This window comes from Vallitalea okinawensis (assembly GCF_002964605.1).
In the GTDB taxonomy this organism is placed as follows: domain Bacteria; phylum Bacillota; class Clostridia; order Lachnospirales; family PQDH01; genus Vallitalea_A; species Vallitalea_A okinawensis.
On the sequence record NZ_PQDH01000002.1, the window covers coordinates 258,621 to 272,422 of the forward strand.

At 34.7% G+C, this 13,802-nt stretch carries 14 protein-coding genes and 1 other annotated feature; of the genes, 2 read left to right on the top strand and 12 right to left on the bottom strand.

The window, feature by feature from the left end:
• Positions 1 to 44: 44 nt before the first annotated feature.
• The 3 genes from C1Y58_RS06335 to tyrS all read right to left on the bottom strand — a co-directional run bounded on the left by C1Y58_RS06335 (position 45) and on the right by tyrS (position 4,458).
• Complete coding sequence (locus C1Y58_RS06335) at positions 45 to 911, bottom strand: formate/nitrite transporter family protein (RefSeq protein ID WP_105615174.1); 867 nt, start codon at positions 909 to 911, stop codon at positions 45 to 47.
• A gap of 125 nt (positions 912 to 1,036) precedes the next feature.
• On the bottom strand, positions 1,037 to 3,118 hold the full coding sequence (locus tag C1Y58_RS06340; RefSeq protein ID WP_105615175.1) for a methyl-accepting chemotaxis protein: 2,082 nt from the start codon (positions 3,116 to 3,118) through the stop codon (positions 1,037 to 1,039).
• 146 nt (positions 3,119 to 3,264) lie between these two features.
• Complete coding sequence (gene tyrS / locus C1Y58_RS06345) at positions 3,265 to 4,458, bottom strand: tyrosine--tRNA ligase (RefSeq protein ID WP_105615176.1); 1,194 nt, start codon at positions 4,456 to 4,458, stop codon at positions 3,265 to 3,267.
• A 145-nt stretch (positions 4,459 to 4,603) separates the two neighbouring features.
• Positions 4,604 to 4,859 (bottom strand) — a binding site (T-box leader).
• Between the two features lie 225 nt (positions 4,860 to 5,084).
• Between tyrS and queG the strand changes: the two genes are divergently transcribed.
• Together queG and dusA are read left to right on the top strand one after the other, a co-directional pair.
• Positions 5,085 to 5,975 (top strand): tRNA epoxyqueuosine(34) reductase QueG, encoded by an 891-nt coding sequence (gene queG, locus C1Y58_RS06350; protein ID WP_105615766.1) that lies wholly within the window; start codon positions 5,085 to 5,087, stop codon positions 5,973 to 5,975.
• A 48-nt stretch (positions 5,976 to 6,023) separates the two neighbouring features.
• Complete coding sequence (gene dusA, locus C1Y58_RS06355) at positions 6,024 to 7,028, top strand: tRNA dihydrouridine(20/20a) synthase DusA (RefSeq protein WP_105615177.1); 1,005 nt, start codon at positions 6,024 to 6,026, stop codon at positions 7,026 to 7,028.
• Positions 7,029 to 7,066: 38 nt separating this feature from the next.
• On the opposite strand, the gene C1Y58_RS06360 is transcribed toward dusA, so the two are convergent.
• The 9 genes from C1Y58_RS06360 to C1Y58_RS06395 all read right to left on the bottom strand — a co-directional run bounded on the left by C1Y58_RS06360 (position 7,067) and on the right by C1Y58_RS06395 (position 13,791).
• Positions 7,067 to 7,963, bottom strand: a complete 897-nt coding sequence (locus tag C1Y58_RS06360; RefSeq protein ID WP_105615178.1) for a DegV family protein — start codon at positions 7,961 to 7,963, stop codon at positions 7,067 to 7,069.
• 144 nt (positions 7,964 to 8,107) lie between these two features.
• Complete coding sequence (gene abc-f, locus C1Y58_RS06365) at positions 8,108 to 10,054, bottom strand: ribosomal protection-like ABC-F family protein (protein WP_170311536.1); 1,947 nt, start codon at positions 10,052 to 10,054, stop codon at positions 8,108 to 8,110.
• Between the two features lie 303 nt (positions 10,055 to 10,357).
• Complete coding sequence (locus tag C1Y58_RS26685) at positions 10,358 to 10,501, bottom strand: hypothetical protein (RefSeq protein ID WP_170311537.1); 144 nt, start codon at positions 10,499 to 10,501, stop codon at positions 10,358 to 10,360.
• A gap of 87 nt (positions 10,502 to 10,588) precedes the next feature.
• On the bottom strand, positions 10,589 to 11,020 hold the full coding sequence (locus C1Y58_RS06370) for a hypothetical protein (RefSeq protein WP_105615180.1): 432 nt from the start codon (positions 11,018 to 11,020) through the stop codon (positions 10,589 to 10,591).
• Between the two features lie 121 nt (positions 11,021 to 11,141).
• Positions 11,142 to 11,867, bottom strand: a complete 726-nt coding sequence (locus C1Y58_RS06375; protein WP_170311538.1) for a DUF3298 and DUF4163 domain-containing protein — start codon at positions 11,865 to 11,867, stop codon at positions 11,142 to 11,144.
• 132 nt (positions 11,868 to 11,999) lie between these two features.
• Complete coding sequence (locus C1Y58_RS06380; protein WP_105615182.1) at positions 12,000 to 12,239, bottom strand: hypothetical protein; 240 nt, start codon at positions 12,237 to 12,239, stop codon at positions 12,000 to 12,002.
• Positions 12,240 to 12,502: 263 nt separating this feature from the next.
• The gene (locus C1Y58_RS06385) at positions 12,503 to 12,829 is read right to left on the bottom strand and encodes a thioredoxin family protein (protein ID WP_105615183.1); all 327 of its coding nucleotides are present in this window, start codon (positions 12,827 to 12,829) and stop codon (positions 12,503 to 12,505) included.
• Between the two features lies 1 nt (position 12,830).
• Positions 12,831 to 13,046 (bottom strand): YdbC family protein, encoded by a 216-nt coding sequence (locus C1Y58_RS06390; protein ID WP_105615184.1) that lies wholly within the window; start codon positions 13,044 to 13,046, stop codon positions 12,831 to 12,833.
• Positions 13,047 to 13,149: 103 nt separating this feature from the next.
• On the bottom strand, positions 13,150 to 13,791 hold the full coding sequence (locus C1Y58_RS06395) for a TetR/AcrR family transcriptional regulator (RefSeq protein WP_105615185.1): 642 nt from the start codon (positions 13,789 to 13,791) through the stop codon (positions 13,150 to 13,152).
• Positions 13,792 to 13,802: the final 11 nt, after the last annotated feature.

Here is a 13,802-nt window from a genome sequence, read left to right on the forward strand (position 1 = left end):
CAGTAATTAGCATATTAGAAAGGCACATGATTAAATTCATGTGCCTAATTATTAATTAATTTTTTCAAGTTTTGATCGGCAGCTTTCTGATGACTCATTTTCTTATTAACAAGCCAATAAAGTCCTGCAACGAATAGAACCCCACCAACAATGTTCCCTAATGTAACAGGAATTAGATTACCAAGGATATGTTGCATGTCAATACCGTTAACGGCTTCAACAGATAAATGACTTCCTTCAATATATAGTGGATTCCCTTTAGCTAAGAATCCCATTGTCAGATAATACATGTTGGCAATGCTATGCTCAAAACCCGAAATAACAAATGCCATTATAGGTAAATAGCTCATTATAACTTTTCCGACTGTTGTTCGAGTTGTATAAGCTCCCCAAACTGCCATACAAACAAGGATATTACAGAGTATCCCACGTATAAAAGCCTGATTAAAGCCTAAAGTTACTTTTTTACTAGCAACTTTAAGAGCATAAGCGCCAAGAAGCCCTTCGTTATTATCTAATAATCCGCTATAAAAAATCAAAATAACTATGATAGCAATTCCAATGAAATTACCACAGTAAACTAATAACCAATTCTTTAGCATACTCTTTGAAGAGAGTTTCTTTTCAAACCATCCTACTGCTAATAGGTTATTGCCTGTGAAAAGCTCAGCACCACATAGAATAACCATCACCAATCCAACAGGGAAAACTATTCCAGATATTAATTTGGAGAAGCTGTAATTATCAATTCCATGAGATGCTCCTGCCGCTGCAAAGCTTGCTAATGCAATAAAAATTCCAGCTAAAACACCATTGATGATGGATTGCTTGGGAGTCTTCTGAGTCTTTTTGATGCCAACATCAATAACATATTCATAAGTTTCTTTCGGTGTCCTGACTGTGCTATTCATAGTAATCTCTCCTTGCTAGTAGTGTATTGTATACTGTATACAATATCATAGCATATGAGCAAGGAATTGTAAAGACTTCTACACATTAGTACTTAACTGTCCTCCCTAAGTCTACTTCCATTCTATTACTGTACTTTAAATTGCTGTATACTATTTTGTAAATCTGTTGCTAAACTTGATAAAAGCTCTGTAGCTCTAGCTACATCTTCCATCGTGGCTGTTTGCTCTTCAACAGTAGCCGAAGCCTCCTCTGTACTAGCAGCATTTTCTTCAGCAATAGCTGAAAGATTTTGTATCAGGTCTAATATCTCTACTCTTTTAACAGACATGGCTTCTCCAGCTGATTTTATGAATTCTGCTGATTGATTAGATCGTTCCATAGCTTTTGATATCGCTATATACTTTTCTTCTGTAGCTTCAACACCTTTAGCTTGTTTATGTATAATACTTGAAACGGAATCCATAGTATCTACAGCCAATTTTGAGCTCGTTGATAGTTCATAGATAATGGCATTAATCTCTTCAGTATTGTTGGTTGACTGTTCAGCTAACTTACGTATTTCATCAGCAACAACACCAAATCCTTTACCAGCTTCACCTGCTCTGGCTGCTTCAATTGTTGCATTAAGAGCTAATAAGTTAGTCTGTTCAGCTATAGAAGCAATCACATTACTTGCGGTTCCAATCTTTATTGTATTATCATTGGTTTTAGTAATGACATCTTGTATTTTTTCTGTAGCATCTGTCGTTTCTAGTGTTGTCTGAGTTAATTGATTAATTAACTCCAAACCCTCATCGATCAATTTAACAACCTCATTAGAAGCATCCGTTAACTGTCTTGAGTAGGTCTCGTTACTATTTATCATACCGTCAAGGTCATATGTTTTTCTTGCACCAACCTCAGTACTTTCAGCCTGTTCGGAAGCACCTCTCGCTATTTCTTCAATGGTTTTTGCCACTTCCTCCGATGAAGATGCTGTTTGATTAGCAGTAGCAAATAACTCTTCCGCAGATGCAGCTAATTGACCTGATGTTTGCTGGATATCATTAATCAATTCTGATGTATTAGACATCATTTGTCCAAATGAATTAGCTAGGTCTCCAATTTCATCTTTTCTATTGCAAAATTTCTCAGGTAATACCCCTGTTAAGTCACCTTCTGCAATTTGATGAGCATATTTTGTTATGGATTCGATAGGTTGTGTTACACCTTGAATTGTCATGTAGACTACAGTTAAAATAATAAACAATCCCACAAAACTGATAATTACAAGTCTCACAGTACTATTAATAAGCCCTTGATAAATTTCGTCTGTTGGAACTAGTGTTCCGTAAACCCAGACTACATCAGCTTGTCCTAACTCTAGAGGAATGTAAGTTACCAACGCTTCTTCCCCCAAATAATCCACATATACTGTATCGACAATCGGTTCAACTTGACGTATGACTTCATCAACTAGATTCTTATTCTCGACTACTTCTTGAAATACGTAAGCTTCGTTCGGATGAGCAACAACAGTATCGTCATGAGATATTATGGTTCCATAACCACTTTCATAAAATTGAGTATTAGCATTCATCTCAGCCAAGTAGTCAATAGCTATATCCACTCCTGCCACCCCTAATACTTCTCCATCCAGTACAATCGGCATAGCAAGAACAACCATGGTGATATCCTGACCACCTACATTATAGACAATCGGCTCTGATATGTATTCTTCTCCAGTATTATAAGGAATCAAATAGTAATCGTCAGACGTGTATCCAACAGCAGGCTCCAAGGTAATCTCTCCTCCACCACGTGACCACACAGGAACGAATCGCCCAGTAGCATCATGCCCCTGGGCATTAACGTATTCCTTATCTCTACCATCAAACGCGTCTTTTTCCCATACAACCCAAACATCAATAAATCCAGGGTTTTCTGCTAAAATATTCTTCATAATTGCATTTGCTTGTTCACGGTCCGCTACTCCCGTTTCAACCATACCCTCAAAGGTATCTGCAATTGTATTTGTTACTATGAGACCTGATTCAAAAAAACTATGAAAGATTTCTTCAGACTTTTCTGATGATTCCATGATAAGCGATTTCGCTTGCTGTGTAGCTTGGTCATAGCCTGACATAATATTGATTCCTACAATCAGGCTAAAAATGAGAGATGTTAGACCAAGTATTGTAATAATCATGCGCATCTTTAGTTTCATATATTTTCCCCCTATGGAATGTATTATAATTGAATTATACCAAATAATAACACAAACTACAAGATATATATTATTGTTTAATATAAATTATTATTTAATAATAGTCTATGAGGTTCTAAAGATGCTTTTCTTGTGAAGACTTAAGTTCATTCCTGATCTAGTATTAACTCTGCGAATTTTCGCTTACCAACTTGAATAATGTCTTTATTATTAAAAATAGCAAATGCTATATCCTCAATTTTTTCGCCGTTAATTCTAACACCACCCTGAAGGATTAATCGCCTAGCTTCACTCTTTGATTGAGCAAATTTACCTTGTACTAAAATGTCTATGAGATTCCCTTCACCAACAACTAATTCTTGTATAGAGTCTGGAAGTTTATTATCTCTGAATACAGTTATAAACTCTTCTTTTGCCTTTCTACCAGCCTCTTTCCCATGGTATAGACTTACTATTTCTTCCCCTAAAGTCATCTTTGCTTCCATAGGGTTCAGTTCTCCATTATCCATAGCTGATCCCATTTTTTTAATATCTCTTGGATGCCAATCCGTTACTAGTTCAAAGTATCTAATAATCATCTGATCCTGAATGGACATGATTTTTCCAAACATATCACTAGGCTTCTCATCGATACCAATGTAATTACCTTTACTTTTGCTCATCTTCATCTTACCATCAGTACCTTCTAGAATTGGCATAAAAATAGCTACTTGCCTCTCTAGGTCAAACTCCTTTTGTAGAGTACGCCCCATCAGTATATTAAAGGTCTGATCAGTCCCTCCAATTTCAATATCAGCCTTAATACTGATAGAATCAAAACCTTGCATTAAAGGGTAGAAAAATTCATGTATACCTATTGTTTGCCCATTCTTAAATCGGTTCTTAAAATCCTCTCTTTCTAACATTCGCGCTACTGAGTATTTTGATGCCAATTGAAGAACATCTTCAAAAGATAGCTTTTCTAACCATTCACTATTAAATTTGACTTCTGTTAGATCTGGATCCAAAATCTTGAATATTTGATCTGTATAAGTTTTCGCATTAAGCATGACTTCTTCCTTTGTTAAAGCTGGTCTACTAGTATCTCTTCCTGTTGGATCGCCAATTCTTCCTGTCATATCACCGATGATAATAACTACTTGATGTCCTAAATCTTGAAATTGTTTTATCTTTCTTAAAACAACGGTATGACCAAGATGAATATCTGGAGCAGTAGGATCTAATCCCAGTTTGATGGTGAGTTTTCTACCTAGTTCTAATTTCTTCTTTAATTCTTCTAAGTTAATGATTTCAGCTACACCTTTGGTTAATAATGTACATTGCTCTTGAATTGATAACATCTTTATTCCTCCTTTTATTTTGGCAAGATTAATGGAATAACCAAGAAAGTGACTATCTTCACATTTCAAGGTGCAGGAAAGTAGGATTCCTTGCGAGCAAAATGCGGACTTTCCTCCACTAAAAAAACAGTCCACCTCCTCGATTACCGAGGACGTGAACTGTTCACGTGGTACCACCCCTATTTATTAATACTTCACAGCATCAATCTCTTCAAGTACGGCATAAAACTATGCGAATACTCTAGCATGATAACGGATGCAACCGACAACCTCTACTCCCAAATGGTTTTGAAGCGTAGCTCAAAGGGGTATTCAAAATAATTTTCTTCGCTCCATCTCACCAAAAGGAGCTCTCTGTAGAAGAAAGGTTCATTTCTACTCTTCCTTATCTCTGCCTTTAAAAATGTTATTAGTATAGTATTATATGCAAATTTGAGAAAAAGTCAATAGTAAATAGCAAAAATTTATAATCTTAACCTATCAATAATAGAGTCAAGTATAGATGGAGATCTATTGCGCTGGCTAGAAAGATGACCATGTCTTAGTAAAAAATTAATAATCTACCTTGTCAGAGATCAATTATTCGTCTATGATAGTAGGAGAAAAAGGAAAGTTTGGAGTTAGCTATGAAAGAAAATTTGATTAATTATTGTAGACAGTTAGATATAAATCAAGTGGGAATAACCGATATAGGTCCTTATAATGATCTAAAAACACTGTTACTTAATAGATATCATTTAAATACAGGATTTGAAGAAAACGATATTGTGAAAAGGATTGATCCAAAATTGATTATGGAAGATGCTAGGTCCATTATTGTCTGTTTATTTCCCTATTATGTTGGTGTCCATGAAGGTAATTTATCGAACTATACTTATGGGCGAGATTATCATCTTATCACTAGAAATTTATTGACGAACATAGGGGACTATCTTAGTTCACAGCTTGATAACTTTAATTATCAAGTATTTGCTGATACGGGTCCTCTTGTTGACCGCTACTTAGCTTATAAAGCTGGATTGGGCTTTTATGGGATTAACAGTCATTTAATAAATGATCAATATGGATCTTATTTCTTTATTGGCTACATCGTTAATAATCATCCTTTTGAAGTTGACAAACCTCTAGATAAAAGATGTTATGGATGTAAATCATGTGTAAAAGCGTGTCCTGGGCAGATTATTTTGGACAACTATGATATTGATGGGAGAGGTTGCCGTTCTTTTCTCACCCAAAAGAAAGAACTTCTGACAGAATCAGAAATAGAGGTTATTAAAAAGGACAGCATTATTTTTGGATGTGATGTCTGTCAAAGGGTATGCCCACATAATAAAGATCTTACACCTACTCCTTTAAAAGCTTTTAAGGAAGATTTAATTTTCAAATTAGAGAAAAATGATATTGAGACTCTCAGCAATAAAGCCTTCAAAAGAACCTATGGTCATCGAGCCTTCAGTTGGCGTGGTAAGAAACTATTACTTAGAAACATGGACTTAATCAATGAACAAGAAAAGTGATTAACGATAAGTTTAGACTTTCCTACATTAAAATAAAAGGAGAATTCTATGATAAGCATTGCACCTATGGTTGATCGAACGGATCGTTACTTTCGTTATTTTTGCCGACTTATTTCAAAGGAAGTACTTCTGTATACAGAGATGATTACTGCACCAGCCATCATTCATGGCGATATAGAACATTTATTAGCTTTTGATGCCTTTGAGGGTCCTGTGGCTCTCCAAATTGCTGGAACTAATGTTGAAGAGATCTTCAAAGCAACGAAAATTGCTGAGGCTTTTCCTTATACAGAAGTTAACTTAAACGTAGGGTGCCCATCAGATAGAGTATCAGGTAATTACATGGGGGCTTGCCTTATGGCATACCCCGAATTAGTAGCCGAAATGGTACAAGCCATGAAAGAAGCAACCAATAAACCAGTCACTGTTAAGCATCGCATTGGTATTGACGGCAGGGGGACATTACCTGATGACCAACCAAAGAAAATATGGGATCAATACGAAGATCTTTATTATTTTGTTGATCTTCTTGATCAAGTTGGGGTTGATGGTCTTACAATTCATGCACGCATTGCCATACTTGCAGGGTTAAGCCCAAAAGAAAATAGAGAAGTTCCTCCACTGAGGTATGAAGATGTTTACCGTTTAAAAGACGATTTTCCTCATATCCCAATGGAAGTAAACGGCGGCATTACAACATGTGAAGCAATAAATGAACATTTAAAGGTGATGGACGGTGTTATGCTTGGACGAAAAGCCTATGATGATCCTTTTTTCTTGGCACATCTAGATCATTATTTAGGTCATCGTACTACCGTAACACGTGGTGATGTCATAAGAGGACTAATACCTTATGTTGAAAGAATGGTTAGTGAAGGTCATAAAGGACATCGTACTTTAGCCCATACCATCAATCTATTCCATGGTAAGAGAGGCTCTAAGCTTTGGAAGCAACTCATTTCTCCCCCTTGGGATGATCAAATAACAGGTAAAAATATTCTAAAAAAAGCTCTTCTAACACTTCCAGATGAAGTATTAAATGAACGTCCGTAAATAAAGCACATAGCTTTAGGCTATGTGCTTTAGTACGCTTACATATTTTTTATTTTTTCAAGTAGCTCTTCTCGCTTCTCCATAAAAAACATGGATAAAGCACCTAATCCTACATGAGTACCCACTGCAACACCCATCTGCATAATGTATATGTCTCCCATAAAATCGCTTTCTAAATTAATTTTCTTTTTGAGGGTTTCAGCAATACTTATATCAGATGTGTACCCAATAATCATAAAGTCAGTGAGTTCTTTATAATTTCTTTTCTTAAATTCTTCAACATAATGCTTGAGTACTTTTTTTGTTCCGCGCTGTTTAGAGACAATTGCTCCTTTTCCGTTCTTCATAGACATGATAGGTTTAATATTAAGGACTTTTCCTATCCATCCACTGGCATTAGAAAGTCTGCCACTTCGTATAAGGTGATTAAGATCATCTACGGAAAGGAAGTGCTTTACAAAAACTTTATAAGTTTCATTAAAATCTACTATTTCATCAAATGTAGCGCCCTTTTCTCTAAGTCGTGCACTTTTTAGAATGAGCCACCCACTCCCATGACTCATGCATTTTGAATCAACCACATGTATCCTAACATTAGACTCAGTATGTTCTTCATAAAAGTACTCTTTTGCTAAAACTGCTGATTGATAAGAACCGCTGGTTCCACTGGACATACATATACATAATATTTCTGTATGTCCATTCTCAACTGCCTTTTCCATGATGTTTAAAAACTCGATTGGGCTAGGCATTGCAGTCGTTGGGTGTTCTTTCAAGTTTTCCATTCTATCATAAAATTCATCCGGTTGGATATCTATGCGATCACTGTAATTTTCTCCATCAACTGTTATCGTTAATGGTGCTATTCCTATGTCGTATTGATTAATCATATCTTGCGATAAATCACAAGTTGAATCCGCCATAATTTTGATCATCTAAAACCTCCAAATTTCTGTCTATTCATAGTGTTCATTTTATCATAAATTGATGGATTATAGAAGTTAACTTTTTATGAATAAAGTTATTTTTTATCAATATTATTAGAGGATTTGTACTATTTTGTAGTTTTGTTAAGGATTTTATTGGAACATTTCCCATTCACTATAGGCATCTTCCAATATCTTGTTTAACTCTACCTTTTTATTGTGTATCTCTGTTAGCCTCTCGTAATTATTTGTATTTTCCTTAGCAGCTTTATCTAGCTCACCTATTTGCTCTTCTAACTCTTCGATGCTATCTTCTATTATCTTTATTTTATTGGAGTGGATTCTATTTTGCTTATCTACACCTTTCTTACCCTGACGCCATTTTTCATTATCACTAGTAACTTTTTGCTCTACTCTTTTAACTGGTATTTGGATATTTTTCTTTTTTTCATCTTTATAATAGCTATAATCACCATCAAATACTTTAATAGCATAATCAAATACTTCCATAACCTTTGCAGCAACTTTATTAATAAAATAACGGTCATGGGATACAAATAATACAGTTCCTTTGAAATTCATCAGTGCGTCTTCAAGTACTTCCCGTGAATTCATATCTAAATGATTGGTCGGTTCATCAAGGATAAGAAAATTTACATCTTGATTTAACAATAAACACAACTTAAGTCGACTTTTCTCCCCACCAGATAAGTTCTGAACTTTTTTGTATACATCATCACCATAGAAGAGGAATCTTGATAATATTTGTCTAGCCTGTCCTTCTGGCATGGGAAGTTCATCCCGTAAGCACTCTACTACTGTCATTTTTTCATCCTTAAACACAATGTTTTGATCGTGGTAACCAATTTTAACACTTGCTCCGATCTTAATATCTCCTTCTTCTACATTCAATTCTTTCACACCATGAAGTTCCTCTCCATGTTGATCTTGATATGCATTCATGATGAGTTGAAGTAAAGTCGTTTTCCCACAGCCATTAGCACCTAATAAAGCTACTCTATCTTTATAACTTATATCCATATCTGCTTTTTCAAAAAGTCTAAGCTTATCAAAGGATTTACTAAGTTCTCTGACAGTGATAACATCTTTGCCACTGCGTTTCCCTCCATCAAAAGATAACTTCATCTTCTTATCGTTTTTAGGACGTTCAATATGGTCCATTTTGTCAATTCGCTTTTGCATATTGGCTGCCTTTTTAAAGAACCTTGGGTCATCAGAACGTGTTCCCCAATCACGAAATCTTCTTATCGCCTCTTCCATTGACTTAATTTTCTTCTTCTGTTGCTCATAAGCCTCTAGCTGTTGCAAGATACGTCGTTCCTTTTCTTCAACATAATATGAATAATTACCGTGATATAAACTGCAAGTTTTATTTTCAATTTCAATAATTTTAGTGATAACTTTATCTAAGAAAAATCGGTCATGGGATATAACCATTACACTACCTACGTAACTTTCTAAGTATTCCTCAAGCCACTCTATTGAACTTACGTCAAGATGATTTGTTGGTTCATCTAAAAGTAAAACATCATGATCTTCTAGTAACAATTTACCTAATATAACCCGAGTCTTTTCACCACCACTTAAATCCTCAAAGTAGTTATTGAGAAAAGCTTCATCAAATTTTAGACCTGAACAAATCCGATTAACCTTTTCTTCAATTTGATAACCACCAAGTGCTTCAAACTTTTCCTGAAATTGAGCATATGTTCCAACCAATTGATCAAGATCTTCAGCTGTCATACCAGCTTCTGCCATGTTTATCTCAAGATGATTCATTTGCTCTTTTAGATCTTTCAATTCTCCAAATGCGGTATTCAAAACATCCATTACCTGATATTCTTCAGGAAACTGAGGTATTTGATCTAAATAACCCACATTAATTCCTTTCCTTAAAGAAAGCATCCCATCATCATAAGTTTCAATCCCACTAATAATTTTAAATAAAGTTGATTTACCACAACCATTCTTTCCTATAATTCCAATTCTTTCTCCTGTTTTTAATTCTAAAGTAATACCATTAATGACTTCTGTAGCCCCATAGTATTTAACCAAATTTTGAACTGCTATCTCTATCATGTTCATCCCTCCGATTTATCTATCATTATTTTAATTTCACTTAAGTAAACACAAAAGGTCCAGACAGCTTAAGCCATCTGAACCTCAATTATCTCCACTTACTTAGCAAACTATAAGCAAGTTACTTTTTAAATAATCTTTGAATAATATCCTAAAATATACTTGAAGTGTTAACTATCTTGCGAATCAAAAAAACCGAGTCATTCAACTCGGCAATCATCACAAAACAATCTCTTGGTATATATTATAAGATTAAGTGATTAATGCATTTTACTTTAATCACTTAATGTAACAAAGATAAGGTTATGATGGTATTGCCAACATTCGTTTTTGTATATGCAATTTTGGACAGACTTCACCTGTAAAACGATCATCAACATGCGTTATTCCAGATAATGACATTGGCAATCTATCTAAAATTATATTATCAAAAACTTGTTGTCCCATCATTACACCTCCTCTTTCATAATAATCCTACATACACCAGTTAAATATTAACACACTTTTATGTAGAATGCAATAATTTTACAACTATTAGTGACTTATATCTAAAGCAGAATATTTCACATTATACTTGATATGCAAAAGCGGTAATTCTTCCTTATCCTCATCAAACTCAATCTCATTATCAACTTCACTTTTTTCATCTATACCTTCAACCTTAATATTCCATCCTTCTGGAACTTTGATATCAATACTGCTAAAGGCTCCATATAAATCCAAAGTAGCAATATCACCTTTAAGAGTTGCTTTCCTCAAATCTATATCGACACTTGAGAAAATTGCTCCAATTGAATCACCACTAAATTCTTCATTTTCGTTTAACTCAATATCTTTTGCACTAAATACTAAGCAGTTATTATACATGCTATTAAGTTTCTTCCATTTAGCTCCTATACGAAAAGCAGCATAGCCTGCTGCTACAAGGGAGGCTAAAAATATATTTCTCTTAGTTGATTTTCTCATGCTTATCCTCCTAAAACTTGTCGTATTTACTTCCCTTACTTATCATTATAGTCCTATCTCTATAAAACATCAATGTCTAATTTATCTGAAAACACCTGTTAATCTGATCAATTTATTAACACTAAAGATGCAAATGACCTTCAAACATTTCATAGGGAATACGAAATTCTGGTATTCCTTTTACATACGGCGCTATTTGATACAGATCAAAATATATCACTAGGCTGTCTGGCTCGAGATAAAAAGATTGGTTAGGGTTGATTGTAATAAAGCTATCTCTGCCTTGATAATATTCTTCAGGATGTTCATTAATAGCATCACTAATTGCTCCATTGATAACTCTCCTATAATTATATCCTTTATCAAAAAGATCAATTAGGAAGAAAGAATCACCAGTCATTAAATTATAGTTATAAGCCTTTCGTTTTGTATAGCCATGAGCACCTCCTTTAAATTGATAATAATCTATTGTCATGCTCAATACAGTAGGACTGATCAAGTGGATAACAAATGTTGTTACTCCTTCAAAAGGGCGTAGAGGTATTTGACCTAAAAACCCTGTAAGTTGATAAAACTTTCTTGCATCATCTTTAATATTACTTGCGAATGCATGTATATCTTCTTGTATTTGCCTATTAATCTTCATTTCTACTTCTTCATCGTTATAACTTACTTGTGGAAATGAGAGTTGTAGTTCATAATAGGGAGTCCTTTCCCTTATGACTTGTTCAATAACTTTCAATTCTTTTTTAAAAGTAGCTTCATGTTTCCTTATTTTCTGCACTTTACGCTTTTTATTTGCCATTTCATAGGATGCAAGACCAAACCAGTACAAAAAATTATTCATAGGCATCCTCCTTCTTCCTTTGTACAATTCTATGTGTCTTAGCCTGTCCATAGTCGTTAAATTATGAATCAACGTACAAATGCTCTTTATCTGCATAAAACTAAAAAAGTTCATCAGATAAAGAGCATCTTCTTAATACAATCTTGGGCGTAATCTTCGACCTGGTCGTCTTCCATAGCCATATCCATAGCCGAATCGACGACCATAACCATAAGGACGGCCATATCTATATCTGGCTCTAATCCCACGACCACCGCGTCGTCTTCTAGGACTATTCCCATATCCATAGCCATATGGGCGTCTACCATACCCATAACCACCATAGCCACCGTAACCACCGTAGCCTCCATATCCACCATATCCATTAGGCATGCTTTCACCTCTATATATTCATTCTTACTATATTGTATACGTTTTGAATGAAAAATGTGACAAGCATATAACACAAAAAACCCTCCATTGAAGGAGGGTTAATGCAAGTATGTACTTGCAAATAAATCTTATTCATAAATATGAGGGGTTTATGAAAAAGAGGGGGGATGTTGTTACAAATATTATTATAGTAGAATTATATGGCTAAACTATGTAGTAATTATGAATAAGTTGTAAACATTTCGTTTAATTCTTCATATCTATTATAAATTTTCGCTGAAAAGCTTGATTTGCCTTTCTAATTGAGCAAAATCTATAAAACGAGATGTACGAAAGATTTCTTTACCCTCAAAGAATAAACAGAGAGTCGGAACCGTCATAATCAAATATTGACCAGTAATCTCACTTCCCTCATTCAAACTACATTTTACTACTGTTACCTGCTCATAATTCACTAACATGTTTTGTAATCGAGGTAAAATAGCATGACATACACCACAATCCTCAGAAGTCACATAAAGAAGTACTAGTGGATGACTATCCATGATTTGCTGAAGTTCATCAAGCTCTTTAGCATTTAAAAATGTCATATCAGTTATCTCCTAATATCTCTTTTAGTTTATCAACTTCTTCTTTGGATAAAGTTATACCTTTTCCCATCTTTTCGTGGTCAGGACCCCAATCTCTAATATCAAACTTAGGCTCTCTCTCGTTCCAACTAATTAAGTTAAATTCTTTTGTCCATCCACCTTTAGTCTCTGAAAGCACACCAAAACTTTGAACGATTTCATATTTAAATTCTGACATATCTACTTCTCCTTTGTTTGCTTAATTAACTTCTACCCGGATTTATTGTTAAATTTGGGTCTACTATTATTATACCCAACACCAAATGAATAACAAGTAAAAATTATTTTAAAGCTTTACGTACGAATTGCAGTATACCTTCAATGACTTTTTCATGATCTTCCATCAGTTCATCACCGAGAAGTATAGCCATCCGGTTGCGATAATAATGGGATGTAAAGGAGAACTGGTACATCATAATGAGATTATCAAAGCAGAAAGATAAAATGTGAAGATTCATCTTCTCTTCAATTGCCCCACGATTTTGTGCCTTCTCAAGGACCTGCATGTAGTAATTTGCTGTAATGGTTTCTAGTTGTTTTGATAGTCGACTGGATAGATTGGATAAAGCTTCAGTGGTTATATCTAAATAAATTTGATTATGTTCAGGGTACGTACAAGCATAATGGGATGCGCTCCGTAAAAGTAATTCAAAAAACTCTAGCACATCATCTGTTTGTTCATAAGCTTCAGTCAATACCCTTTCCAGTATTGAAAAACAATCCTCGACAATGGTCAGAAACAAGTCTTCCTTTGAAGCAAAATAACTGTACATAGAACCAATGCTAATACCAGCTTTTTTCGCAACCTCATTAATATTAGTTGCCAGGTATCCCTTTCTTGCAAACTCTTCACGAGCAGCCTGTAATACTTTTTCTCGTCTTTCCTCGGCAATCTTATCGAAAGTTTCTTTATAAAAGGCCATGATTTCCCCCT